The organism is Marivita sp. GX14005 (genome assembly GCF_023370775.1).
In the GTDB taxonomy this organism is placed as follows: Bacteria; Pseudomonadota; Alphaproteobacteria; order Rhodobacterales; family Rhodobacteraceae; genus Marivita.
The window spans coordinates 35,035-60,492 of sequence record NZ_JAMCCQ010000005.1 but is presented as its reverse complement, the minus strand read 5'-3'; the positions used below and the strand labels follow the sequence as shown (position 1 = coordinate 60,492).

25 protein-coding genes are annotated in these 25,458 nt (G+C 64.3%); 12 read left to right on the top strand and 13 right to left on the bottom strand.

Features of this window, described 5'->3' with window-relative positions:
- Positions 1-16 precede the first annotated feature (16 nt).
- Entirely contained in the window at positions 17-715 is a 699-nt protein-coding gene (gene lexA, locus M3465_RS14190) for a transcriptional repressor LexA (RefSeq protein ID WP_249502434.1), read from the top strand.
- Here the strand turns inward: lexA and M3465_RS14185 are convergent.
- Complete coding sequence (locus tag M3465_RS14185; protein WP_249502433.1) at positions 709-2,772, bottom strand: ComEC/Rec2 family competence protein; 2,064 nt, start codon at positions 2,770-2,772, stop codon at positions 709-711. The two genes, lexA and M3465_RS14185, sit on opposite strands and share 7 nt — an antisense overlap.
- Before the next feature lie 79 nt (positions 2,773-2,851).
- Between M3465_RS14185 and gltX the strand changes: the two genes are divergently transcribed.
- A complete protein-coding gene (gene gltX / locus M3465_RS14180) occupies positions 2,852-4,264 on the top strand; it encodes a glutamate--tRNA ligase (RefSeq protein ID WP_249502432.1) in 1,413 nt (470 codons plus the stop codon).
- A gap of 77 nt (positions 4,265-4,341) precedes the next feature.
- Positions 4,342-5,637 carry a citrate synthase gene (locus tag M3465_RS14175; RefSeq protein WP_249502431.1) on the top strand — a complete coding sequence of 432 codons (1,296 nt, stop codon included), beginning with the start codon at positions 4,342-4,344 and terminating at the stop codon, positions 5,635-5,637.
- Between the two features lie 114 nt (positions 5,638-5,751).
- On the opposite strand, the gene M3465_RS14170 is transcribed toward M3465_RS14175, so the two are convergent.
- The 5 genes from M3465_RS14170 to M3465_RS14150 form a co-directional block, all read right to left on the bottom strand.
- Positions 5,752-6,528 (bottom strand): enoyl-CoA hydratase-related protein, encoded by a 777-nt coding sequence (locus tag M3465_RS14170; protein WP_249502430.1) that lies wholly within the window; start codon positions 6,526-6,528, stop codon positions 5,752-5,754.
- 74 nt (positions 6,529-6,602) lie between these two features.
- Positions 6,603-7,064, bottom strand: coding sequence for a cytochrome c-type biogenesis protein (locus M3465_RS14165; RefSeq protein ID WP_502846122.1), 462 nt, complete (start codon positions 7,062-7,064; stop codon positions 6,603-6,605).
- A gap of 14 nt (positions 7,065-7,078) precedes the next feature.
- Entirely contained in the window at positions 7,079-9,046 is a 1,968-nt protein-coding gene (locus M3465_RS14160) for a heme lyase CcmF/NrfE family subunit (protein ID WP_249502428.1), read from the bottom strand.
- Positions 9,047-9,169: 123 nt separating this feature from the next.
- A complete protein-coding gene (locus M3465_RS14155) occupies positions 9,170-9,688 on the bottom strand; it encodes a holin family protein (protein ID WP_249502427.1) in 519 nt (172 codons plus the stop codon).
- Positions 9,679-10,299: a holin-associated N-acetylmuramidase gene (locus M3465_RS14150; RefSeq protein WP_249502426.1), complete on the bottom strand. Its 621-nt coding sequence runs from the start codon at positions 10,297-10,299 to the stop codon at positions 9,679-9,681. The genes M3465_RS14155 and M3465_RS14150 overlap by 10 nt, the downstream gene beginning before the upstream one ends.
- 47 nt (positions 10,300-10,346) lie before the next feature.
- Between M3465_RS14150 and M3465_RS14145 the strand changes: the two genes are divergently transcribed.
- Complete coding sequence (locus M3465_RS14145; protein ID WP_249502425.1) at positions 10,347-10,904, top strand: acyl-CoA thioesterase; 558 nt, start codon at positions 10,347-10,349, stop codon at positions 10,902-10,904.
- Here the strand turns inward: M3465_RS14145 and pgi are convergent.
- The 3 genes from pgi to zwf form a co-directional block, all read right to left on the bottom strand.
- Positions 10,895-12,478, bottom strand: a complete 1,584-nt coding sequence (pgi, locus tag M3465_RS14140; protein ID WP_249502424.1) for a glucose-6-phosphate isomerase — start codon at positions 12,476-12,478, stop codon at positions 10,895-10,897. The genes M3465_RS14145 and pgi overlap by 10 nt on opposite strands.
- 5 nt (positions 12,479-12,483) lie before the next feature.
- Positions 12,484-13,161 carry a 6-phosphogluconolactonase gene (gene pgl, locus M3465_RS14135; RefSeq protein ID WP_249502423.1) on the bottom strand — a complete coding sequence of 226 codons (678 nt, stop codon included), beginning with the start codon at positions 13,159-13,161 and terminating at the stop codon, positions 12,484-12,486.
- 132 nt (positions 13,162-13,293) lie between these two features.
- Positions 13,294-14,748 (bottom strand): glucose-6-phosphate dehydrogenase, encoded by a 1,455-nt coding sequence (gene zwf / locus M3465_RS14130; protein ID WP_249502422.1) that lies wholly within the window; start codon positions 14,746-14,748, stop codon positions 13,294-13,296.
- 216 nt (positions 14,749-14,964) lie between these two features.
- Between zwf and M3465_RS14125 the strand changes: the two genes are divergently transcribed.
- On the top strand, positions 14,965-15,906 hold the full coding sequence (locus M3465_RS14125) for a nucleoside hydrolase (protein ID WP_249502421.1): 942 nt from the start codon (positions 14,965-14,967) through the stop codon (positions 15,904-15,906).
- Positions 15,903-16,349: a GNAT family N-acetyltransferase gene (locus M3465_RS14120; RefSeq protein WP_249502420.1), complete on the top strand. Its 447-nt coding sequence runs from the start codon at positions 15,903-15,905 to the stop codon at positions 16,347-16,349. The genes M3465_RS14125 and M3465_RS14120 overlap by 4 nt, the downstream gene beginning before the upstream one ends.
- On the opposite strand, the gene M3465_RS14115 is transcribed toward M3465_RS14120, so the two are convergent.
- A complete protein-coding gene (locus M3465_RS14115) occupies positions 16,350-16,889 on the bottom strand; it encodes a CBS domain-containing protein (protein ID WP_249502419.1) in 540 nt (179 codons plus the stop codon).
- A gap of 96 nt (positions 16,890-16,985) precedes the next feature.
- On the opposite strand from M3465_RS14115, the gene M3465_RS14110 reads away from it, so the two are divergent.
- The 6 genes from M3465_RS14110 to eno all read left to right on the top strand — a co-directional run bounded on the left by M3465_RS14110 (position 16,986) and on the right by eno (position 22,894).
- On the top strand, positions 16,986-18,404 hold the full coding sequence (locus M3465_RS14110) for a protein adenylyltransferase SelO (RefSeq protein WP_249502418.1): 1,419 nt from the start codon (positions 16,986-16,988) through the stop codon (positions 18,402-18,404).
- Positions 18,405-18,470: 66 nt separating this feature from the next.
- Positions 18,471-19,253, top strand: a complete 783-nt coding sequence (locus M3465_RS14105) for a DUF533 domain-containing protein (protein ID WP_249502417.1) — start codon at positions 18,471-18,473, stop codon at positions 19,251-19,253.
- Between the two features lie 43 nt (positions 19,254-19,296).
- Positions 19,297-20,109 (top strand): DMT family transporter, encoded by an 813-nt coding sequence (locus tag M3465_RS14100; protein ID WP_249502729.1) that lies wholly within the window; start codon positions 19,297-19,299, stop codon positions 20,107-20,109.
- A 75-nt stretch (positions 20,110-20,184) separates the two neighbouring features.
- Positions 20,185-20,595 carry a Fur family transcriptional regulator gene (locus M3465_RS14095; RefSeq protein ID WP_249502416.1) on the top strand — a complete coding sequence of 137 codons (411 nt, stop codon included), beginning with the start codon at positions 20,185-20,187 and terminating at the stop codon, positions 20,593-20,595.
- A 45-nt stretch (positions 20,596-20,640) separates the two neighbouring features.
- Positions 20,641-21,540 (top strand): DMT family transporter, encoded by a 900-nt coding sequence (locus tag M3465_RS14090; RefSeq protein WP_249502415.1) that lies wholly within the window; start codon positions 20,641-20,643, stop codon positions 21,538-21,540.
- Between the two features lie 76 nt (positions 21,541-21,616).
- Entirely contained in the window at positions 21,617-22,894 is a 1,278-nt protein-coding gene (gene eno / locus M3465_RS14085) for a phosphopyruvate hydratase (protein WP_249502414.1), read from the top strand.
- 96 nt (positions 22,895-22,990) lie between these two features.
- On the opposite strand, the gene ccmE is transcribed toward eno, so the two are convergent.
- The 3 genes from ccmE to murI all read right to left on the bottom strand — a co-directional run bounded on the left by ccmE (position 22,991) and on the right by murI (position 25,398).
- A complete protein-coding gene (ccmE, locus tag M3465_RS14080) occupies positions 22,991-23,446 on the bottom strand; it encodes a cytochrome c maturation protein CcmE (protein ID WP_249502413.1) in 456 nt (151 codons plus the stop codon).
- Between the two features lie 85 nt (positions 23,447-23,531).
- Entirely contained in the window at positions 23,532-24,560 is a 1,029-nt protein-coding gene (argC, locus tag M3465_RS14075; protein ID WP_249502412.1) for an N-acetyl-gamma-glutamyl-phosphate reductase, read from the bottom strand.
- Positions 24,561-24,585: 25 nt separating this feature from the next.
- On the bottom strand, positions 24,586-25,398 hold the full coding sequence (murI, locus tag M3465_RS14070; protein WP_249502411.1) for a glutamate racemase: 813 nt from the start codon (positions 25,396-25,398) through the stop codon (positions 24,586-24,588).
- Positions 25,399-25,458: the final 60 nt, after the last annotated feature.

Genomic DNA, 25,458 nt, shown 5'->3' with positions numbered 1-25,458 from the left:
CGAGCGGAGGCGGAAGATGCTGACCAAGAAACAACTGGATTTGCTAGAGTTCATCAACAGGCGCGTGTCGCGCGACGGGGTGCCGCCGAGCTTTGACGAAATGAAGGAGGCGCTCGATCTGCGGTCCAAATCGGGGATTCACCGGCTGATCACAGCTCTGGAGGAGCGCGGTTTCATCCGCCGCCTCGCGCATCGCGCCCGCGCCATCGAGATCGTGAAACTGCCCGAGTCGCTTGCGGCGCAGTCGGCGGGATTCGCGCCCCGGGTGATCGATGGCGATGTGCCGGACCGCCCCGCCCCGTCCGGCGCGGTAGAGGTCGAGGCGGCGCAGTCAGTCAGCCTCGCGCTCATGGGCCGGATCGCCGCCGGCGTGCCGATCGAATCGATCAACGATGTGCCGCCCGCCGTGGCTGTCCCCGGCGCGATGCTGAGCGGCAGCGGCCGCCATTATGCGCTCGAGGTGAAGGGCGATTCCATGATCGACGCCGGGATCAATGATGGCGATGTCGTGGTGATCCGCGAAACCTCGACGGCGGAGAATGGCGATATCGTCGTCGCACAGGTCGAAGGATATGAAGCGACGCTCAAGCGCTTCAAGCGCAATGGCGACAGTATCGTGCTCGAAGCGGCGAACCCCGCTTATGAGCCGCGCATCCTGCCTTCGGGTAGCGTGAAGGTTCAGGGCCGTCTGGTTGGTTTGATCCGCACCTACTGAGTTTTTCGCGTCGCTTTGGGAAAACGCGCGGCGCGCATCGCCTTGTCGTTCCAGAGCCTTGCGCCGGAAACATCACGCGCGCGGATAAGAGTGATTTCCCCGCTGTCTTCGCGCCGGGCGGAGAGCGAGTCGAAAACAGTGTTGCGGCCCTTGTCGATGATCCTGCAGCGCGGCTCCGCTCCGTACACCGGCAAGGCCGCGCTGGCGACGATCAGCCTTGCCGTGCCGCAATCACGAAACGCAGCGGCGGCACGTTTGCCGTGGATGTGGCGAATATCATCGGTGATGCCATGCGCCTCCCACAGCGCGGCGGCGCGCGCCTGATCGAGCCCGTGCCCATCGTTTTCGAGCCAGACCCGCGCGATGAAGCCCGATCCCTTGGCGCGCGACAGGGCGCGGCCTTCGGGCGTCATCACGCCGACCAGTTTGCCGCCTTCGGCGATAAGGATATCGGGCCGGGTCGCGGTGATCCAGAGCGCCGCAGCCAAGGCGACCGGCAACGCCCCGAGCCAACGCGCCCGCCCTGTCCAGATCACGGTCCAGAGCGCACCGAGCGCGATCACCGGCAGCACGGCAGGCTGCGGTGTCATGACCGGCCGAACGGCGCCATCCCAATCGGCAACAGTATCGGCGACGTGCAATATCCAGTCGAGCCCGAGCCCCATGGGCCAGAGACCGAGCATATCCAGCCCGAACGGCATGAGCAGAACCGCAAGCACCGCCGCCGGGATGATCAGGATGCCCATGAGCGGCACCGTCGCGAGATTGGCCAAAAGCCCGAACTGCGCGATCTGGTTGAAATGAACCATTGCGATCGGCGCCGTCGCCGCGCCGGCCACCGCCGAGGAGAGCGCGACCGAAAGCGCGCCGTTCAGTATCCTGTTTCGCGGCATCCGCAACGGCCCGTCCCTGATCGCGCCGAACACGGCGACGAGGCCGGTGGTTGCGGCGAAAGACATCTGGAACCCCGGCCCCATCAGCGCTTCGGGCCGCAGGACGAGTACGATCACCGCCGCAAGCGCAACCGCGCGCAGCGAAATGGCCCGCCGGTCAACCATAATCCCCAGCAGCATCACAGCCACCATGATGAACGCGCGTTCCGTCGCGATATTGCCTCCCGAGAGCGCCAGATATCCCGCCGAAACCGCGAGCGCTCCTGCCGCCGCGATCTTTTTGACCGGCCAGTGCAGGCCAACGGGACCGAGCAGCAGCGCAAGGCGGAGCGCGGCGAAGACGAACGCGCTCACCAGACCCATATGCAAACCCGAGATCGCCAGCAGATGGGCCAGATTGGTATCGCGCAGCGCCGTCAGGATATCCTGCGGGATGGCGCTCCGATCGCCGGTGATGATCGCGGCGGCGAAGGCGCCGGTTTTCCCCGGCAGGGCCGCCTGCACCCGCGCCGACAACGCCATGCGGATGCGGAACACCCATTGCCCGCCCTCCGGCCTGTCCCACAGCATCAGCGGCGCGCGGCTATAGCCGACCGCGCCGAGCCGCAGGAACCAGGCATGGCGGCGGAAATCGAAGCCTCCCGGTTCGACCGCGCCGCCGGGCGGACCGAGATGCGCGGTCGTCATCACGATCATGCCCGGCGCCGGGGCGATGCCCGGCACTTTCCCGTGCAGAGACAGCCGGACGCGCAGCGGCGTTCTGGCGGGGGCCACATCGGTCAGCCAGACCCGGTCGAGCGTGATACGCACCGCATCCGACGCGGAACGGTCGATGGCAACGATCCGCCCCGTGACCGGCCCGTAATAGCGCCAGTCAAGCACCGGGCCAGCGACCCAATGCGCCCGTGCGCCGGCGAGTGCGAGCCCCGATGCAACGAGCGCCAGCGCGCAGATCAACGGGGCATAGGCCGAGCGTGACACCAGATACCACAAGAGCAACGCCGCGCCCGCCGCGCCCGAAAGCCAAAGCGCCCAGACCGGCGGTTCGATCCGAAAGGAGAAGTATAGACCGATGCCGCAGGCCAGCAGCACCGGAACGAACCCGAAAAGCGCGCCGCGCTGGCGCAGGATGATATCGGCGATCCCTTGCCGGACCCGTGCCATGCTTGCCCCCGCCCAAGGTGCTGGTTAAGACATGAGGCCACTCTATCTCCTCGTTCGTTATCGAAAGGTAAATGCGCGCATGTCCCGCCCTGTCGTCACCCGTTTTGCCCCCTCGCCCACCGGCTTTCTGCATATCGGCGGCGCGCGCACGGCGCTGTTCAACTGGCTCTATGCACGTGGGCGTGGCGGCAAGTTCCTGCTGCGGATCGAGGATACGGATATCGCCCGCTCGACCCCCGAGGCGACAGCGGCGATTCTCAAGGGGCTGGCATGGCTCGGCCTCGATCATGACGGCGAGGTGGTTAGTCAGGCCGCCCGCGCCGACCGCCATGCCGAGGTCGCGCAGGAATTGCTGGCTCAGGGAGCCGCATACAAGTGTTTCTCGACGCAGGAGGAGATCGAGGCGTTCCGCGAAGCGGCGCGCGCCGAAGGACGCTCCACCCTGTTCCAGAGCCCGTGGCGCGACGCGGATCCTGCGACGCACCCGGACGCGCCGTTCGCGATCCGACTTAAGACCCCGCAAGAGGGCGCGACGGTGATCGAGGATGCCGTGCAGGGCAATGTCACCATCCGCAACGATCAACTCGACGATATGGTGCTGCTGCGCTCCGACGGAACGCCCGTCTATATGCTGGCCGTCGTTGTGGACGATCACGATATGGGCGTCACGCATGTGATCCGGGGCGACGATCACCTCAATAATGCGGCGCGCCAGATGGGCATTTACACCGCAATGGGCTGGGACGTGCCGGTCTGGGCGCATATTCCGCTGATCCATGGGCCGGACGGCAAGAAATTGTCGAAACGCCACGGTGCGCTCGGGGTCGAAGAGTATCAGGCGCTGGGCTATCCCGCGGCCGGGATGCGCAATTACCTCGCCCGGCTGGGATGGAGCCACGGCGATGACGAATTCTTTACCGATGCTCAGGCAAAAGACTGGTTCGACCTGAAGGGAATCGGCAAATCGCCCGCGCGGTTCGATTTCAAGAAACTGGAGAATCTGAGTGGTCAGCACATTGCGCGCGCAGACGATGCTGCCTTGCAGCGAGAATTGCAGGACTATCTGGCCGCCGCCGGGCTGCCTGACCTCACGGAAGCGCAGGCCGATGGCTTGGCGCGTGCGATGTATTGCCTCAAGGAACGTGCGCGCACCTTCCCGGAACTTCTTGAGAAGGCGCATTTTATTCTTGTTGAACGCCCTATCGTCCCGGAAGAGAAAGCCGCGAAGCATCTTGATACGGTATCCCGTGGTATACTGGGATCGTTGACGCCGCAGTTGCAAAATGCTAGCTGGACACGCGACGAGCTTGAAGCTGTCACGTCCCGTTTCGCGGAGGAGCAAGGGACGAAATTCGGCAAGCTGGCCGGCCCGATGCGCGCGGCCCTGGCAGGCCGGGCCGCGACGCCGAGCGTGTTCGATATGATGCTCGTTCTGGGCCGCGAGGAAACCATCGCGCGGCTGGACGACGCAGCCACCGGAGGGGACGCATAGCACCGCGAGGGGCGACTCCACGGGATAAATGCCGGCCTTGGACATCCGTTCAAGGCATTGAGATGAAGGGAATATCTATGTCAGACACCTCCAAATCCGCGACTTTGACGATCGATGGCGAAAGCTATGATCTGCCGATCCTGACGCCGACCTGCGGGCCGGATGTTGTCGATATCCGCAAGCTTTATTCGCAGGCGGGCGTTTTCACCTACGATCCCGGTTTCACATCCACGGCAAGCTGCGACAGCTCCATCACCTTCATTGATGGCGACAAGGGCGAATTGCTGCATCGCGGCTACCCGATCGAGCAACTGGCCGAAAAATCGCATTATCTGGAAGTCTGCTACCTGCTGCTTTATGGCGAACTTCCCTCTGCCGCGGATCTGGAAAAATTCGAGGCGACGATCACGCGCCACACGATGATCCACGAGCAGATGCACAATTTCTTCCGCGGCTTCCGCCGCGACGCGCATCCGATGGCGACCATGGTGGGCGTGGTCGGTGCGATGTCAGCCTTCTACCACGACAGCACCGATATCGGCGATGAGCGCCAGCGCGAGGTCGCCTCGCACCGGCTGATTGCGAAAATGCCGACCATCGCGGCGATGGCCTATAAATACTCCATCGGCCAGCCTTTCGTCTATCCGCGCAACGATCTCGATTACGCCGCGAACTTCCTGCATATGTGCTTTGCCGTTCCGGCCGAGGAATACGAGGTCGATCCGATCCTCGCCCGCGCGATGGACCGGATCTTCACGCTGCACGCCGATCACGAGCAGAACGCCTCGACCTCCACGGTGCGTCTGGCGTCGTCCTCGGGCGCCAATCCCTTCGCCTGCATCGCGGCGGGCATCGCCTGTCTCTGGGGTCCGGCGCATGGCGGCGCAAACCAGGCCTGTTTGGAGATGCTCAAGGAAATCGGCTCGCCCGACAATATCCCCGAATATATCGCGCGCGCGAAGGACAAGAACGATCCGTTCCGCCTGATGGGTTTCGGCCATCGCGTCTACAAGAATTTCGATCCGCGCGCGACGGTGATGAAGCAATCGGCGGATGAAGTGCTCGATCTCATGGGCGTAGAAAACAACCCGATCCTCGCCACGGCGAAGGAACTGGAAAAGGCCGCCCTGGCGGATGAGTATTTCGCAGAGAAGAAACTCTTCCCGAATGTCGATTTCTATTCGGGCATCATCCTCGAAGCGATGGGTTTCCCAACCTCCATGTTCACGCCGATTTTCGCCCTGAGCCGCACCGTGGGGTGGATTTCCCAGTGGAAAGAGCAGCTTGCCGACCCGCAAATGAAAATCGGCCGCCCGCGCCAGCTTTACGAAGGCAGCGGACCGCGGGATTACGTGGATATCGAGAACCGCTGATTCGGAAAGCGACTCCGCAACGTGATCGCCGGGCTTGACCTGGCGATTCCCTGCAAACCGGAGATCCTCGGGCCTAGCCCGAAGGACGCTTGGCGTTGTGACGCGAGGGGCCGTCTACCGACCCTCGTAACGTGCGGGGCGTTTTTCCAAAAAGGCCAGGACGCCCTCCTGAAAATCGCGGGTTTTGCCGCAGCGGCCTTGTAGGCGTGCCTCCAGCGAAAGCTGGGATTCGAGAGTGTTGTCAAAGGATTCCCGGATCGCTTCTTTCACCCCGGCATAGGCCGCGGTCGGCCCCTGGGCGAGATGCGCCGCGCGCGCTTTCCAATGATCGGTAAAGGCCGCGTCCGAGACCGCCTCCCAGATCATCCCCCAGTCATCGGCCTGCCTTGCCGTGATCTTTTCGGCGAAGAGCGCGGCACCCATGGCCTTGGCCAATCCGATCTGGCGCGGCAGATACCATGTGCCGCCCGCATCCGGCACGAGACCGATCCGGGTGAAGGCCTGAAGGAAAAATGCACTTTCGGTGGCGATCGTCACATCGGCGGCCAGCGCCAGATTGGCCCCGGCCCCGGCCGCCGCGCCGTTCACGGCTGAAATCGTCGGCACGGGGCAATCATAGATGGCGCGGAGCATCGGCACGTATTCATCGCGCAGCACGCGTTCCATGTCGAGATTGGCAACCGATCTCGCATCGCCCAAGTCCTGCCCCGAGCAAAAGGAATCGCCCGCCCCGGTGAGAACGACCACCCGCGCCTTGCGTCCGCCTTCGAGCACCGCATCGGTAATCTCGGCCCGCATCCGGCTGCTCAGGGCATTTTTGACGTCCGGCCGGTTCAGGGTGACGGTGGCGATATCTTCCGCGATATTGAAGGTGATCGTGTCGTAATCCATGCGCTAGGCCTTCCTGGTCAGGGTTGCACGCATGAAACACGGGGCGGTATGGCTTGGCAAAGCCAAACGCGGCGTCACTCTTGCTTGAGGATTTCCTTGAGCCGGGCCCGCTCGGCCTCCGACAGTCCGGCCTCTGCCGGGGCCGCCGCGTTGGAGCGGCTGCGGATGTAGACCGCGCCGACGCCGAGCGCGATCAGAAACAGAACCGGCCCCGTCGCCCAAAGCAGGATATTCCAGCCATCGGTGCGCGGCTTGAGCAGGACGAATTCGCCATACCGCTCGACAAGGAAATCGATCACCTCCGCGTCGCTATCGCCTTCGACGAGCCGTTCCCGCACAACCAGCCGCAATTCTCGCGCAAGGGCTGCGTTGGATTCGTCGATGCTCTCGTTCTGGCAAACAAGGCAGCGCAGCCCCTTCGACAATTCGCGCGCCCGCTCTTCGAGCGCCGGATCGGCCAGAACCTCGTCAGGCTGCACCGCGAGCGCGGGCAGCGTCGATCCGATTACCATGAGCGCAACCAGCGCCGCTTTCATAAGCCGAAATAGGTTCATTCCGCCGGCACCCCCCGCGGCGCGCGCGCCTTCCTGGCCCCCGCCGCCACACGATAGCGACGGTCGGACAGCGACAGGAAGCCGCCAAGCGCCATCAGGATGGACCCCGCCCAGATCCAGTTTGCGAGCGGCTTGATATAGGTCCGCATCACCCAGCCGCCATTCTCCTGCTCGTCGCCGATCACGACATAGATGTCGCGCAGAACGCGATAATCGATGGCCGCCTCGGTCGTCGGCATTTGCGCGACCGGGTAATTGCGCTTCTCGGGGTTGAGATGGGCGATCTGCTCTGCGTCCTTGCGCACGATCACATCGCCCATCGTCGAGAAATAGTTCGGCCCGCGGACCTCGCGCACGCCGGTGAGTTCCAGCTCGAACGCGCCGACCTCGAACGGCTCTCCGACCTTGGCGACACGAATGTCCTCCTCCTGCCAGGCCATCAGCCCGGCAATGCCGACCATCGTGATGCCCAGCCCGGTATGCGCGACCGCCTTGCCCCAATCGGCGCGCGGCAAGCGGCGCAGGCGGGACAGGTCGCGATCGCGCCCCGTGCGGTTCAGAAGGTCGATCGCAGCGCCCGACACGATCCATGCGCCAAGGAAGACGCCGACAGGGCCAAGCAGGCTATTGCCGGTTTGCATCGTCCAGAACAGGCCCGTCAGCAGCACCGCGAGGATGAAGGCCGGTGTCAACTGCCGCAGCGTCCGGCCCAGTTTGGCCCGCTTCCAGCTAAGCATGGAGCCGACAGGCAGGAGCAGGCCGAGCACGACCATGAACGGCGTGAAGGCCATATTGAAGAAGGGCGCGCCGACGCTCAGCTTGCTGTCGAAGAACATCTCGGCCACCACGGGCCAGAGCGTGCCGACGAAGACGACGAAACAGCTCACCGCGAGCAGTACGTTATTGGCCACCAGCGCGCTTTCGCGGCTGACGACGCCGAAGACGCCCTTGGCCTCCATCGCGCTGGCGCGCGCCGCGTAAAGCGTGAGCGCGCCGCCGGTGAAGACGACCATGATTGCGAGGATGAACACGCCGCGTTCGGGATCGTTGGCGAAGGCATGCACAGAGGTCAGCAGCCCGGAGCGGACGATGAACGTGCCGATGAGCGAGAAGCCGAAGGCAAGGATCGCCAGAAGCATGGTCCAGCTTTTAAGCGCCTCTCGCTTTTCCACCACGATGGCCGAGTGCAGCAGGGCGGCGGCCAGAAGCCACGGCATGAAGGACGCGTTCTCGACCGGATCCCAGAACCAGAACCCGCCCCAGCCAAGCTCGTAATAGGCCCACCACGACCCCAGCGCGATACCGATGGTCAGAAACACCCAGGCCGCCAGCGTCCAGGGGCGCACCCAGCGGCCCCATGCGGCATCGACGCGGCCTTCGATGAGTGCGGCGACCGCGAAGCTGAAGCAGATGCTCAGGCCGACATAGCCAAGATAGAGGAAGGGCGGATGGAAGGCGAGGCCGGGATCCTGCAGCAAGGGATTGAGGTCCTGCCCGTCGAAGGGCGGCACCGCAAGGCGCAGGAACGGGTTCGAGGTGAAGAGGATGAAAGCGAAGAACGCGACCGCGATGGCCGATTGCACCGCCAGCACCCGCGCGCGGAGCGTGGGGGGCAACCCATTGCCGAACCACGCCGCCATCGCGCCGAAGAGCGTCAGGATCAGCACCCAGAGCAGCATCGAGCCCTCGTGATTGCCCCAGACGCCGCTGATCTTGTAGAGCATCGGCTTGGCCGAATGGCTGTTGAGCCAGACCAGACGGACCGAGAAATCCGATACGACAAAGGCGTAGGTCAGCGCGACGAAGGAAAACGCGGTCAGCAGGAATTGCACGCTTGCCGCGGGTTCGGCCACTGCCATCCATCCCGGCCATCGTTTATGCGCACCGACGAGCGGCACGATGGTTTGCACGATCGCGACAAGGAACGCGAGGATGAGGGCGAAATGGCCGAGCTCTGTAATCATGGGCGCGAATATAGTCCGTCGCGCGTCTTGAGGCCAACCGCTAACGGCGGGAATCGCGGTTCACATTGTCGCGGGTTTTCCCTTGGCGGATAACGCCGGACGCAGAGTTGCGTCCGGGTTCGCCTAGTGGCGGTGTTTCAGCCAGTCGTCCAGCGCCGCGTTACCGTCCGCGTTGACCGGGCCTGTTGATGCGTTCTGAGGGGCGTGCCGCTCGATCACGGGCGGCACGGCGCTCCTCATCAGATCCCGCCGGAAGTCCCGCCCTTTCTCGAGATGCCGCGCGCCGAAATAGAAGCTGACGATCGCGCCCAGAAGCCACCAGAGCGGCTCCGGTACCAGCGCAAGACCCGCCATTCGTGCGCCGAACCAGACCGGATCGATCATCGCCGACACGAACAGCCCCAGCGTGCCCAGCGCCATGGCCGGGCGCGGCAGGCGGTTGAGCGCATCCATCAGCCTGTCGAAGCGGCCGCGCTCCGGCGCGCGGAACTCGGCTCCGAACTGCCCCAAAGCCGCCTCGCGAGCGGAATGATCGCGTTGCGCCTGCGCCTCGGCGTTGGGAATGAACACCTCCGCCGTGTCGCGCACCACGTTGCGCCCCGATCCGAAGATCGCGGCCAGAACCTCACCGATCAATCCCATGCCGCCACCCTTTGTTGAAACGCCCGTTCATCAAGATGATACCGCGCGGCGATGAACGCCTCCGCCCGCTTCACCCAGCCGCCCTTGCCGCCCGAGCGGCTGCGCGCGTATTTGCGGCTCGCCGGGCGGCGGTCGGCCAGATCGAGATAATAGTTGCGCCGTTCGATCCCGTAGGCATCGACCATGTGATCCGGCGCGGCCGCGAAGGCCCGCGCAGTCGCAGCGATGGTGCGCGGGCCGATGGCACCGTCCACCGCCACGGCGAAGCCCATCTTGCCCAGCAGGCGTTGCAGGATCTTCACCGCATTTTTGCCCGCGTTCACATACATATCGAACACCGTGGCCTGTAGCGCCTCCGGCAGATCGCCGATGCGCGGACGGGTGAAATAGTGCTGAAGGAAAATCTCCACCGCCTGGCCTTCGGTCAGATGCCGAACATCCGCCGCCGTCACCTGCCCGTCCCCCGTCAGATCGAGCCCCAGCCGACGCATGGTGTGGATCGTCACGCCGTATTTCGTCGCCCCGCCCGGATCGTCCGGATCATCGACATAGCCGCCCTCGCGTCGCACGATCTCACGCGCGATCCGGCGCACCCGGTCATTGTCGCTCATCATCGCCCCCTTTGCCCTGACGCGCCAAGGCTCCGCAAAGAAGGTTAATGGCGCGCAAACGCAGCGCGCGGCGAAAGGCTTTGACAATCCTGCGCCGGCTTGCCACCCAGTCCCGCATGACCGATCTGCCCTTCCTCACCCCTCTCTCGCCCGAACAGCAACGCGCCGCCGACTTGGCCGAACCGTGGCCGCTCGCCCATGTCGACCGCGTGCGCTTTTCAGAACTCGACCCGCTCGGCCATGTGAATAACGTGGCCTACCTGACATGGTTCGAGATCGCCCGCGTCGCCTATTTCAAGCATATCGGCCTCTCACGCTACCGCGACGCGGAGGCCGAGCCGCGCATCGTCATCAGGCGCGGGGAGCTGGACTGGCTCAAGGAAATGCACGCCGATGAGCCTTATGTGATCACGTCGAAAACCGTCGCCTACCGGACGAGCAGTTTCACCATGGCTCAGGAGGTCTGGTCCGGCGGCACGCAGCGCGCGGCGTTTCGGGGCGTGATCGTTCTTCTTCGCCCGGACGGGTCGGGCAAGATGCCGATCCCGCAGGCGATCCGCGATCATTTCCATCAAGTCGATGGCGTGCCGCGCGATCAGGAATAGCGCTTTACATACTCCACCAGCGCCCGCGTGCTGGCGTCCTTGCCGTCCGCCGGCCTTTCCCCGCTGACCACCGGTCCGAGCGAGGTCGCCAGTTCCTTGCCAAGCTCCACCCCCCATTGATCGAAGGAGTTGATCCCCAGGATCACACCCTCGACAAACACGCGATGTTCGTAAAGCGCAATGATCTGGCCCAGCGTCTCGGGCGTCAGTTTCGGCAGCATCAGCGTGGTCGAGGGCCGATTGCCCGGAAACACCCGGTGCCGCGCCTGCCGTTCCAGTTCCTTGCCCGAAAGCCCCTTTTCCGCCATCAAACGGCGCGCCTCTTCAAGCGACCGGCCGCGCATCAGCGCTTCGGATTGCGCAAGGCAATTGGCGATCAGCAGCTCGTGGTGATGGCGCAATTCGGGCTCATGCCCTTCGGCGGCGACCATGAATTCGCAGGGGATCACCCGCGTGCCCTGATGGATCAGCTGATAGAACGCATGCTGCCCGTTGGTCCCCGGCTCGCCCCAGACCACGGGGCCGGACTCGACCGGAAGATTGCTGCCATCCATCGCGACCGACTTACCGTTACTCTCCATCTCGAGCTGTTGCAGATAGGCCGGCAGCCGCGCCAAGCGGTTCTCATAGGGCAGCACGGCGCGCGTTGCATGGCCCAGCCCCTGATTGTGCCAGATGCCGACAAGCGCCAGCATCACCGGCATGTTGTCGGCCAGATCGGCGGCGCGAAAATGCCGGTCCATCGCCTGCCCGCCGCGCAGGAAGGCGCGGAACGCCTGCGGCCCGATGGCGATCATCAGCGACAGTCCGATCGGCCCCCAGACCGAATAGCGCCCGCCGACCCAATCGGCGAAGCCCAGCACCCGCTTGGGCGGTATCCCCCACTCGGCCGCCTCCTCCTGATTGGAGGACAGCGCGATGAACCGCCCGTCGGCGCTGACGCCTTGATCCGACAGCCATGCCCGCGCCGTGCGCGCGTTGGTCATCGTCTCGATGGTAGTGAAGGTCTTGGATGCGACGATGAAAAGCGTCTTCTTTGGATCGCACCCGCGCAGCGTGTCGGCGATATCCGCCGCATCCACGTTCGATACGAAATGACAGCGCGGCCCGTCGCGATAGGGCGACAGCGCAAGATAGGCCATTGCCGGGCCAAGATCGGAGCCGCCGATGCCGATATTCACCACATCGGTGACATCGGACCCCCGCACCTCCTCGGCCAGCGCCTCCATCCGCGCCAGCGTATCCAGAACGCCGGGCATCACGTCCCGCCCGTCCACCTCGACCGGCCCGCCATCGAGATTGCGCAGCGCGGTATGCAGCACCGCGCGGCCCTCGGTCTCGTTGATGGCCGCGCCGCTGAACATGGCCTCGCGCCGCGCCTCGACATCCGCGCCGCGTGCCAGATCGAGCAGAACGTCGCGCGTTGCGGCATCGATCTGGGTTTTGGAATAATCGAAAAGCATGTCCAGCGCGGTAACGCTGAACGCTTCCGCCCGGTCCGCATCCGTTTCGAAAAGCCCGAGGATCGATCGCTCCCGCCCTTCCTCTGCAACCCGCTTCAAGTCACCCCACATGCCGCCTACTCCGCCCAATGCACAATGGCCTGATCGAGAACCGCGTTGATCGGCGCTTCTTCGGGTGAAAGCCCATCCGCCCGTTCGAGCGCCTCGCGCTTTTCCTTTCCGAAAATCAGCACATGCTTGCGCATCGCATCGTTCAAAACCCGCGCACTGAAGGTGATGCGCGGCTCTGGCGCGCCAGGCGCGCGCATCGCCAGAAGCGTCGGCGCATCCGGCGACAGCGCGGTTTCCAGCTGATCGGCACCGGGAAAGATCGACGCGGTGTGCATGTCCTCACCCATACCAAGAAGCACGACCGAAAGCGGCAACCGCTCTTCGATTTCCGCCTGCAACGCGTCCAGCGCATCCTCCGGTTCGGCCACCGGGCGGTGAAGCGGCAGCAGCCGCGCCTCCGCCGCCCGTTCCACCAGCAAACGCTCGCGGATCAGACGGGTGTTCGAGCGCGGGCTGTCCTCGGGCACCCAGCGTTCATCCGTCAGCACCACATCGACCCGGCTCCAATCGAGATTCGCGGCGCACAGATCGTCGAAGACCGGCCCCGGCGATGTGCCGCCCGGCACCGCAAGAACCGCGCGATCTTCATGTTGCAGGATCATGCGCAGATCGCCCGACAGCTTGTTCGCCAGGTGAATCGTCAGCATCTCCCTGTCCGGATAGGTCTGCAAATCAAAGCTCATGGCCTCATCCCCCGTCAGTTTTCAACGGCTCTTGCGTGTGTCGGCCACCATCACACCGCAGGGGGGCGGACGGTTCAACCCTTGATCTTTCGTCACGCCGACACGGGCCGCCCTCGGGCGCGCCCATGCGCCTTACGCCTTGATCTCCCGCCACTTCCGGCCATCGCGATGCATCAGCATCAGCGCATCTTCGGGGCCGGAACTGCCCGCATCGTATTCCTTGGGCACGTCATTGCGATCCTCCCAGCCCGCGATCAGCGGATCGGTCCAGGCCCATGCCGCCTCGACCTCGTCGCCGCGCATGAAGAGCGTCTGGTTGCCCCGGATCACGTCCATGATGAGCCGCTCATAGGCATCCGGCGCTTCCTCGGCCTCCGGGCCGAGCGCTTCGGCGAAGCTCATGTCGAGCGGCACATCGAGCAACCGCATCCCCCCCGGTCCAGGCTCCTTGATCGTCACGTCCAGAGTCATGCCCTCGTTCGGCTGCAGCCGGATGGCAAGCACATTGCGATGCCGACCGGCATCGGCTCCGAAGATCGAATGGGGGGCATCCTTGAAGACCACCGCGATCTCGGAATTGCGCGCCTTGAGCCTCTTGCCCGTTCGCAGATAGAACGGCGTTCCCGCCCAGCGCCAATTCGAAATGTGGCACCTCATGGCGATGAAACTTTCAGTGCGCGAGCGTGGGTTCTCCACATCCTCGCGATAGCCCGGCTCGTCTTTCGTCGCGGTGTATTGCCCGCGCACGATATGGTGCGGCTCCACCGGCTCCAGGGCGCGGATCACCTTGAGCTTTTCGTCGCGCACCGCGTCTGGCTCGAACTTCGCAGGCGGCTCCATCGCGATCAGGCACAACAGCTGCATGAGGTGGTTCTGCATCATGTCACGCATCGCGCCCGACTTGTCGTAATAGCTGCCGCGACCGCTCACGCCGACGGTTTCCGCAACCGTGATCTGGATGTGATCGACATATTGCGAATTCCAAAGCGGTTCGAACAACATGTTGCCGAAACGCACCGCCATCAGGTTCTGCACGGTCTCCTTGCCGAGATAATGATCGATCCGGTAGATTTGCGTCTCGTCGAAATGCTCTGCCAGCGTAGCATTGAGCGCGCGGGCGCTTTGCAGATCATGCCCGAACGGCTTTTCCACCACGATCCGGCTGTCTGGCGTCGCCAGTCCGAAACGGTGCAGCCGTTCAGCAAGTGCCCCGAAGAGCGAAGGCCCGACCGAGAAATAGAAGGCCCGCACGCGATCGCTGCGCAGCTTTTCGTTGATCTCGGACCAGCCGCCATCGCCCTGCGCATCCGTCGCGACGTAATGAACGATCTTCAGAAAGGCATCGAGCGTGCCGCTGTCGCAAGCCCGGTCGCCGCCGAATTCCGCAATCGCCTCCGATGCCATGTCCCGATACCCGGCATCGTCGAGTTCCGAGCGCGCCGCCCCGATGATCTGCGATCCGTCCGGGATTTGCCCGGCGCAGAACCGGCGAAACAGCCCCGGCAGGATCTTCCGCCGCGCAAGATCGCCGGTTCCGCCAAAGATCACCAGATCGAACGGGTCTACGGGAATGACGCGGGATACCATGGCGAAATCCTTTCGATTCTGCTGCGTTTGCGATCTTGTTAGCGCTAACCGAGGCAAAGTAAACCTCGGATCGCCCATTCCGGGGTGAGCCTAGCACGCGCGTGCCAGCCTGCAACGCAAACCGCAGGGCGCGGCGGCAAAGCCTCGCCAGAGGCCGATGATGCCGCTTGATCCCGCCCGATCCGCATGCGACGAGGCACCACCAAGGAGGCGAATATGGCACCGCGCAAGATCATCATCGACACCGATCCCGGCCAGGACGACGCCGTCGCCATCCTGCTCGCCCTCGCTTCCCCCGACGAGATCGAGGTGCTGGGCATCACCGCCGTGGCGGGCAACGTGCCGCTCGCGCTCACTCAGAAAAATGCCCGGATCGTCTGCGAACTGGCAGGCCGGACCGACATGCGTGTCTTTGCGGGTTGCGATGCGCCCATCTCGCGCAAGCTGGTCACGGCAGAGCATGTTCACGGCAAGACCGGGCTCGACGGCCCGGTGCTGCCCGATCCGGTGATGGCGTTGCAGGATACTCATGCCGTCGATTTCATCATCGACACGCTGCGCGCCGAGCCCCCGGGAACGGTCACGCTCTGCCCGCTCGGGCCTCTCACCAATATCGCCGTGGCGCTGGAACGCGCTCCCGATATCGCCGGGCGGATCGAAGAGATCGTGTTGATGGGCGGCGCTTATTTCGAGGTCGGCAACATCACCCCGACCGCCGAATTCAACATCTATGTCGATCCCGATGCCGCGAAGATCGTCTTCGGCTGTGGCGCACCGATCACCGTCATGCCGCTTGACGTGACCCACAAGGCGCTGGTGACGAAACCGCGCAACGACGCCTTCCGCGCGCTCGATACCCCTGTCGGGGTCACAGTGGCCGAGATGACGGATTTCTTCGAACGGTTCGACAAGGAGAAATACGGCAGTGACGGCGCGCCGCTGCACGATCCTTGCGTAACCGCCTATCTCATCGCGCCCGAGCTTTTCTCCGGGCGGCACATCAATGTCGAGATCGAAACCGTATCCGATCTGACTCTCGGCATGACCGTCGCCGACTGGTGGCGCGTGACGGACCGTGCGCCCAACGCGACCTTCATGGGCGATCTGGATGCGGACGGCTTCTTCACCCTGCTGACGGACCGGATCGCGCGGCTATGAGATCGCTGCATCTGGCCGCGCCCGAGGATCTACCGAAACTCCTGCCGCTCGTCGCCGCCTTTCACGAAGAACAGGGCTTCGGCACCACGCCCGAACATCAGCACGATGCGATCGCGCCGCTGCTCGAAGGCAGCCCGCATGGCGCGATCTGGCTCATCGGCCCGCGCCGCGCGCCGGTGGGATATGTCGCGCTGTCCTTCGGCTGGTCGGTCGAATTCGGCGGGCTCGACGCGATGATCGACGAGTTGTTCATCCGCCGCGCGGTTCGCAAGCGCGGTATGGGAGGCGAAGCGCTGGACGCGCTGGCCAAGGCGCTGCGCGAGGGCGGCATCCATGCTCTCCACCTCGAAGCGCGCCGCGACGACGACACCCTGAGCCGCTTCTATGCCCGCGCCCGGTTCCAGCCCCGCGACGGCTACCGACTCATGTCGCGGGTGCTCTGACTACAGAAGCGCGCCGACGACGACGATCATCAGGATCGAATAGACCATCACCCCGCCGCCGATCAGCCAGACCGGATAATTGCGCGCCATGCCGGCCTTGGCCAGTTCCTTCGCCTGATAGATCAGGTCGGGCCACGTATAGCTGACGAAATCGCCTTGCGTGAAAATCACCTTGATGCGCCCCTCTCCATCGACGACAGGCAAGCGGCGGAAGCGATCATTCGACATGATGCGCAGCCAATCCACCACGTCATCCGTCTCGCGCGCAAGACGCGGGTTTTCCGTCATGATCTCGGACAGTTTGGTCGTCTTGGCGTCGCGCCCCTGCGCCACCAGCTTTCGCATCACGTCACGTTCGGTGGCGATGCCGACAACCTTCTCCTGCTCGTCGACAACGACGACCGAGCCGAAATTCTTTTCGCTCATCGCCTGAACCGCCTCGTCGACGCTAGCCTCCGGTCCGAAACACAATGGCTTGGGTTTGGTCGAAAATTCCGGACGATCCTTCAATTGCATCCCGTATGGATTATGATCCGTCATCGTGAAATCTCCCTTACAATAGAGCCTTGATGCTAGAGCCAATCGAATAAAGGCAAATGGCTGGAGATCGGCGGCGCATGGACCTATCTTCAGGCCATGACCCTGCACATTCCCTTCGACAACAGCTATGCCGCCCTTCCGCCGGACTTCTTCGCCCGTGTTTCGCCCGTCCCGGTGAAAGCACCGAGCCTCATCGCGTTCAACGCCGATCTGGCGCGCGAGATCGGTATCGACGGCTGGGATGAAGCCGATCTCGCACCCGTATTCGGCGGCAACCGGGTCCCCGACGGCGCGAGCCCGCTTGCGCAGCTTTATGCCGGGCACCAGTTTGGCCAGTACAACCCCCGCCTCGGCGACGGGCGCGCAGTGCTCTTGGGCGAAACCGTGGGGCCGGACGGCATCCGCCGCGACATCCAGCTCAAGGGTTCGGGCCGCACGCCCTTTTCACGCATGGGCGACGGGCGCGCCTGGCTCGGCCCGGTTCTGCGCGAATACGTCGTCAGCGAGGCGATGCACGCGCTCGGCGTGCCAACGACCCGCGCTCTGGCGGCGGTGCGCACCGGCGAGCCGGTCTACCGCGAACGGCCCCTGCCCGGCGCGGTCCTCACGCGCGTTGCGCAAAGCCATCTGCGCGTCGGCACCTTTCAGGCCATCGCCGCCACGGGTGATCACGACGCGCTGCAAACGCTCTTCGACTACGCGGTCGCGCGGCATTACCCCGATGCGGCCGATCCGGCGCTGTTCCTCGACGCGGTCATGCGGCGGCAGGCGGCGCTAGTCGCGCAGTGGCTTTCGCTCGGCTTCATCCACGGCGTGATGAATACCGACAATTGCGCCATTTCGGGCGAGACCATAGATTACGGCCCCTGCGCCTTCATGGACAGCTACCATCCCGCGACCGTCTATTCCTCGATCGACCGGTTCGGGCGCTACAGCTATGCCGCGCAGGCCGATATCATCGTCTGGAACATGGCGCAGCTTGCATCGGCGCTGCTTGGGCTGATGCCCGACCCCGAAGCGGCGGTGGAGCCGTTCACCGCGCAGATCCACACCATGCCCGAGATGATCCGAAGCGAGTGGCTGAAGCGCTTTGCCGCCAAGATCGGGATTTCCGATCCGCGCGCCGAGGATGCGCAGCTGATCACCGATCTTCTGGCCCTGATGGAAGCGTCCGAAACGGATTTCACCAATACGTTCAGAGGCTTGATCGATGGCAGCGCGCGCGGCCTCTTCGCCGATCCAACGGGGTTCGATCAATGGTCCGAGCTTTGGCAAAAGCGCCTTGAGACCGAGCCGGATGCCGCTTCGATGATGGCGCAAGCCAACCCCGTGCTGATCCCGCGCAATCACCGCATCGAGGAAATGATCGCCGCCGCCGTCGAGGGCGACGATACGCTCTTTCATCGCCTGAACGCGGCCTATGCCGCGCCCTTCGAGGCGAACGAGGCCGATGCGGATCTGCGCCAGCCCCCCCGCCCCGAAGAGGTCGTGACCGCCACCTTTTGCGGCACCTGAGCGGGCAGTCGCCTTGACCGTCCGAATCTGTCATCCTCGCCAGCAACATAGCGAGGGAGATGGAAGATGAGTTTGATGGGAACGCTGGCCAAGATGGCCATCGGATATGCCGCCGCACGCGGCGTCGATCACTTCACGCGCGGCAAGGGGATGGGCGGGCTTTCGGGCGGCGCACAGGTCAAGGGCGACAATCCGATGTCCAACATGCAGGCGCAGATGAGCCAGATGATGGGCGGCAAGGACAACCCGCTCTCCGGGCTGATGGAGAATCTGCAATCGGGCGGCTTCGATTTCTCCGCGCTCATGGGCGGCGGTTCATCAGAGCGGACGGCTGAAAAGCGCGGGCTTCTGTCCTCGGGCGACGCCGAAGCGGGCGGCGGGACCGGCCTTGCCGGGATGCTCGCGGCAGCCAGCGGCATGGCCGCGATGGGCGGGCGCAACATGGGCGGCATGCTCGATCAGGCCGCCAAGTCCGGCGCGATGACGCCAGAGGCCGAGGAAACCGCCGCGCTCATGCTGCGCGCAATGATTCAGGCCGCCAAGTCCGATGGCGGGATCGACGAGGCCGAACGCGCCAAGATCCTCGAAACCGTGGGCGAGGATGCCGACGCGGATGATATCGCCTTCGTCAAGACCCAGCTTGACGCGCACGTCGACGCCGACGCGCTGGCCAATGACACCCCGGCGCATCTGCGCACGCAGGTCTATTCCGCCTCGCTCATGACGATCCGCGTCGATACCGAGGCCGAGGCGCAATATCTCGATCGTCTTGCCCGCGCGATGGGGCTGGATCAAACAACGGTCAACACGCTGCATATGCAGATGGGCGTGACGCCTCTCTACAGCTGACGCACCCGCCATGAAGGGTCTGTAGCTGGCCTTTGCTGGCGTGATGATACTCACGCCGGACGCCCTCCTGATACGTCTGTCCGGCCTCGGCGCCGCGCCGCTCGTGGCGTGGCGCGGGCTGTCGATGGGAACGATTTTCCTGTTCGCGGCGCTGCTGACGGGTCAGGCGCGGCAGATCCCGAGGCTCGCCTCGCCCGCCGGGGCAGCGCTCATCCTCGCGCAGACGGCCAATGCCACGCTCTTTGCCACCGCGATCTATCTTGCCCCCGTCGCGGCGGTGCTGATCGCCGTGGCCACGGTGCCGATCTGCGCCGCGCTCTGGTCATGGCTGCTTTACCGAGAGGCGACGCGGCGGGCGACATGGATCGCCATCCTGTTCGTCAGCGCGGGGATCTTCATCGCCATGACCGGCAAGGGCGACATGGCGCTCAACCCCGATGCGGTGCTCGGTGTCTGCGCCGGGCTCGGCGTCGCGCTCAGCCTGTCGCTCAACTTCACGTTGCTCAGGCACAATCCGCAACTGCCGCTGCTCGGCGCGGTCGGGCTGGGCGCGCTGCTGGCCGGGCTGTGGGCGCTTGGCTTGTCGGGCGCGGCGGCGCTCACGCAAGGAACGCTCTGGCCCATCGCCACCGCGAGCCTGATCGTCCTGCCCGCGTCGTTCTACCTGATGTCCGAAGCCTCGCGGCACACCGCATCGGTCAATGTCAGCCTGTTCCTGCTGCTGGAGACCGTGTTCGGCCCGGTCTGGGTCTGGATCTTCATCGGCGAGGCACCCACAATCCGCATGCTGGTCGGCGGCGCCATCGTCGTGACTGCCCTGCTGGTTTATCTGGGACACCTGCGCCGCCACGCGTAGAAATCCGCGCCGGCCTTATGGTCAGCGCGGGCGCGAAACGCTACACCCCGGCGAAAGACGACAAGAGGCCCGGCGATGCCTGATACCATCATCTCGCGCTGCGAAGCCCAGGGGCTGCGGCTCACCGATCAACGTCGCACCATAGCGCATGTGTTGGAAGGCTCGCGCGATCATCCCGATGTCGAGGAGCTTTACGCCCGTGCCTCGGCCATCGACCCCAATATCTCGCTTGCCACGGTCTATCGCACCGTCAAGCTGTTCGAGGAGGCGGGAATCCTCGAAAAGGTGGATTTCGGCGATGGCCGTGCCCGCTACGAGGATGCCGAGCGGGACCACCACGACCACCTGATCGACCTGCAAACCGGCAAGGTGATCGAATTCGTCGATCCAGAGATCGAGGCGCTTCAGGAGAAGATCGCCACCAAGCTGGGCTACAAGCTCAAGGGTCACAAGCTGGAGCTTTACGGTGTGAAGCTGAAGAAGTGACGAACGCTCTGGCCTTGGCCCGCCAAGAGGCGTAACGCCAGAGCCATGCAGAATTTTCAGGGCATCCTGCTGATGATCGCCGCGATGGCCGGCTTTGCGCTCGGCGATGTCGGGATCAAGCTACTGACGCAAACCGTTCCGCTCAGCCAGATCATCGTGACCTTCGGCGGCGTCGGCACGGCGCTGCTCGCCCTCGCGACGCTGCGCTCCGGCCAGCCATTACTGCCCGCCGCGCTGGCGAACCGGGCGGTTGCCTCGCGCTATTGCGCGGAGATCACGGCCACGCTCTTCATGTCAAACGCATTGGCGCTGGTGCCGCTCTCCCTGCTCACCGCGATCCTGCAGGCCGGCCCGCTGATGGTCGCGCTCGGCGCCGTGGTGTTTTTCGGCGAATCCGTCAGCTGGCGGCGCTGGTGTGCCATTTGCATCGGTCTGATCGGCGTGCTGGTGATTCTGCGCCCCGGTGGCGAAGGCTTCGATCTGGCCGCGCTCCTGCCGGTCGGCGCTATGCTCGCGCTCGCGGCGCGCGATCTGTCGACACGCGCGGCGCCCGGAACCTTGACGAATCTGCAATTGGCGACACTCGGCTTCTCGGCCTTCATCGTCGCGGGGTGCCTGCAACTGCCGTTCTACGGGCGCTGGATCATGCCCGACCTGCGGGAGATCGGCTTCTTCGCGCTTGCAATCGTGCCGAGCATCATGGCCTACTACGCGATCACCGCCGCGATGCGGGTCGGCGAGATCTCGGTCGTCACACCGTTCCGCTACGCGCGGCTGATCTTCGGGCTGACGCTGGGCGCGGTTCTCTTCGGTGAACGGATCGATGGATGGATGCTTGTCGGCGGCGCGCTGGTCGTCGGGTCCGGCATCTACACCGTGCTGCGCGAACGCGCGGCGCGGCGTGCCGCGCTTGCCGGGCTCGAGCCGGCACGGCGCGCCCTCTAGCGTCATCGTCCGCTGTTCACTTTATCCCTCCGCCTGTTATACCGCCCCAAACAGCCAAGCAGCAGGGACGCCCGACATGAGCACCATCATCGACATCTACGCCCGCGAAATCCTCGACAGCCGGGGCAACCCCACGGTCGAGGTCGACGTCATGCTCGAAGACGGCACCATCGGCCGCGCCGCCGTGCCCTCGGGCGCATCGACCGGTGCCTATGAGGCGGTCGAGAAACGCGACGGCGACAAGGCCCGCTACAAGGGTAAGGGCGTTCTGGAAGCCGTGGCGTCCGTCAATGGCGAGATCGCCGAAGAGATCGTCGGCATGGACGCGACCGAACAGGTCGGCATCGACATGGCGATGATCGAGCTTGACGGCACCGACAACAAGAGCCGCCTCGGCGCCAACGCGATCCTCGGCGTCAGCCTTGCCGCCGCCAAGGCCGCTGCCGATTTCTCGGCCCAGCCGCTTTACCGTTATGTCGGCGGCACATCGGCGCGCGTTCTGCCGGTGCCGATGATGAACATCATCAACGGCGGCGAACATGCCGACAACCCTATCGACATCCAGGAATTCATGATCATGCCGGTGGCAGCGGAGAATATCCGCGACGCGGTGCGCATCGGCGCGGAAGTGTTCCATACGCTGAAAAAGGAGCTGACCGATGCGGGCCTGTCCACCGGCATCGGCGACGAGGGCGGTTTCGCCCCGAACCTCAGCTCGACGCGCGATGCACTCGATTTCGTGCTGAAATCCATCGAAAAGGCCGGCTACACGCCGGGCGACGACATCATGCTCGCCCTCGATTGCGCGGCGACGGAATATTACAAGGACGGCGCCTATGTGCTTTCGGGCGAGGGCAAGACGCTGAGTTCGGACGAGAACGTGTCCTACCTGCAGGCGCTTGTGCAGGATTACCCGATCTTCTCGATCGAGGATGGCATGGCGGAAGATGACTGGGACGGATGGGCGACGCTCACCGACGTTCTGGGCGACAAGGTGCAGCTTGTGGGCGACGATCTTTTCGTGACAAACCCCGCCCGTCTGGCCGAGGGGATCGAGAAGGGCTGCGCCAATTCGATGCTGGTCAAGGTCAACCAGATCGGCACCCTGACCGAAACGCTGCGCGCTGTCGATATGGCCCACCGCGCGCGCTATACCAATGTGATGAGCCACCGCTCGGGGGAGACCGAAGATGCCACCATCGCCGATCTGGCAGTCGCGACGAATTGCGGGCAGATCAAGACCGGCTCGCTGGCGCGGTCGGACCGGTTGGCGAAATACAACCAGCTGATCCGCATCGAGGAGATGCTGGCCGAAACCGCCGAATACGCCGGGCGCTCGATCCTGAAAGGGTGATTTCGACCTTTCCTTCGAAGAGTTGAGCAGGCCGGGCGCTGCGCGCCCGGTTTGAGTATTTGGAAAGAGAAGACGTTGGAAAGGCGGGCCTCTGGCTCAGCTTTCCGCGCCCGGCTCCTTGTAGACCCCCTGCTCCTTGAGCGCGTCCACCACCTCGGTCGGCATGTAATCCTCGTCATGCTTGGCCAGGATTTCCGTTGCTTCGAACACGCCATCCACCAGGCGACCGGTGCCGACCATGCCCTGGTTTTCGGCGAAAAGGTCGGGCAGCACGCCGCTATAGGTCACCGGCACGGCCGCGCCGCCATCGGTGACGGTGAAGGAAATAACCGACCCCTGCCCGCGCACGAGCGAGCCTTCTTCGACCAGTCCGCCGATGCGGAACACTTCGTTCGGGGCGGGCGGCTCTTCGGCCACCTGGCTGGGCGAGCGGAAGAAATTGATGCCGTCGCGCATCCCGTATCCGATCAGTGCCGTCGACAGGACCAGCGCGACCACGGCCAGCGCGATCACCTGGATTCGTCTTTGCTTTTTCAGCGACTTCAGAGCCATGACATCCTCACATAGCGATACAGGCGCAATATAAGCACAAAGGCGCGGTCCGAACACTGCGACAGATCAAACTTCGGAACGATCGTCAGGGAAAGCAGGGAGCGAGCTCCAGCCCCATCGCCTCATCGAGGCCGAGCATGAGATTGGCGTTTTGCACCGCCTGCCCCGATGAGCCCTTGGTCAGGTTGTCGAGCGCGGCGACGACGATGGCGCGGCCCGCGATCCGGTCTCCAGTGACGCCGATATGGCAATAATTCGAGCCGCGCACATGATGCGTCGAGGGGGTGTCTCCGAAGGGCAGAACTTCGATGAAACGCTCTCGAACATAGGCGTTCGAAAGCGCGTCATGCACGGCCCGCGGATCGCCGCTCACATAGCAGGTGGCGAGGATGCCGCGATTGGCAGGGATGAGATGAGGCGTGAACTGAACCCGGACCGGCGCACCGGCGAGATCGGAAAACTCCTGATCGAATTCACCCAGGTGGCGATGCGTGCCGCCGACCGCATAGGCGTTGACCCCTTCGGACAGCTCTGCATGCAGCAGGTTTTCCTTCAGCGCGCGGCCCGCGCCGGAGACCGCGCATTTCAGATCGAGGATGATGTCATCGAGCCCGATCACGCGATCCGCGATCAAGGGGCGCAGCGCGTATTGGCCGGTTGCGGCATTGCAGCCCGTGCCGGCGACCAGCCGGGCTGCGGCGATCTCATCGCGGTAGAACTCGGTCAGCCCGTAGACGGCGCTCGATTGAAGCGCGGGCGCGGCATGGGCATTGCCATACCATGTCTCGTAATCCGCCGTATCGCGCAGACGAAAATCGGCGGACAGATCGACGATCTTCAACCCTTCGGGAAGCTGCGCGATCACCTCCTGGCTGGTCTTGTGCGGCAGGGCGCAGAAGCACAGGTCGATGCCGGAGAAATCGATCTCTTCCCAGCGGACAAGCTGCGGCAGAGCGAGATGGCGTAGATGCGGGAAGACCTGCGCGATGCTTTGCCCCGCCTTGGAATTGGCCGCGAGCGCCGCCACCTCCATTTGCGGATGGGTGGCAATGAGCCGCAACAGTTCGGCCCCCGTGTAGCCGCTCGCGCCGATGATTGCGATCTTGTAGCTCATATCGTTCCTGCCCCGTAATGACGGATCAAATCGGTTGAAAGCGGATCTCGCGCCGCAGAAATTGCGTCGCCCGATCCGAAACGCGCCCGGCATCGCCCGATGTCAGGAACAGCGCCTCCTCACCCGGACCGTGCATGTTCGGATGGCGCCGCAGGTAATCGGCCAGCGAGGCGGCCACCAGATCGGCCTGCGAATAAACGGCCACATCGGGGCCGAGCGCCGCCTGGAACGCATCTTGCAACAAGGGATAATGCGTACAGCCCAGGATCGCCGCTTCCGGCGCGGGCATCTTGCGTTTGAGCGCATCGACATGGGACCGAACCAGCGCTTCGGCCAAAATCATGTCTCCCTCTTCGATCGCATCGACAAGACCGCCGCAGGCCTGCGCCTCCACGTCGACACCAATGGCGCGGAAGGCCAGTTCGCGCTGAAAGGCGCGGCTGCTGACCGTGGCGGGTGTGGCGAAGAGCGCGACATGCTTGACCGCCACCTCGCGCGGCGGGGAGTTGTCGCCCCACTGACGTTCGGTCAGCGCCTCGATCAGCGGGACAAAGACGCCCAGAACGCGCTTGCCCGGCGGCACCCAGCTTTCCTGCATCCGCCGCAGCGCCGCCGCCGAGGCGGTATTGCAAGCCAGGATCACCAGATCGCAACCCGCCGCCCAAAGACGTTCGGTCGCAGCGCAGGTCAGGTCGTAGACGTCATCGGCATCGCGCACGCCATAAGGCGCATTGCGGTTGTCGCCGAAATAGACGAACGGCACCTCCGGCATCTCGCGCGTGACCGCGTCGAGCACCGTCAGACCGCCAAGTCCGCTGTCGAAAATACCCACGGCCATGTTCGCCCGTTCCCCTGCAAAAGCTGCCCCGATTGGTTGCCTGTCTCATACGGCGCTTTG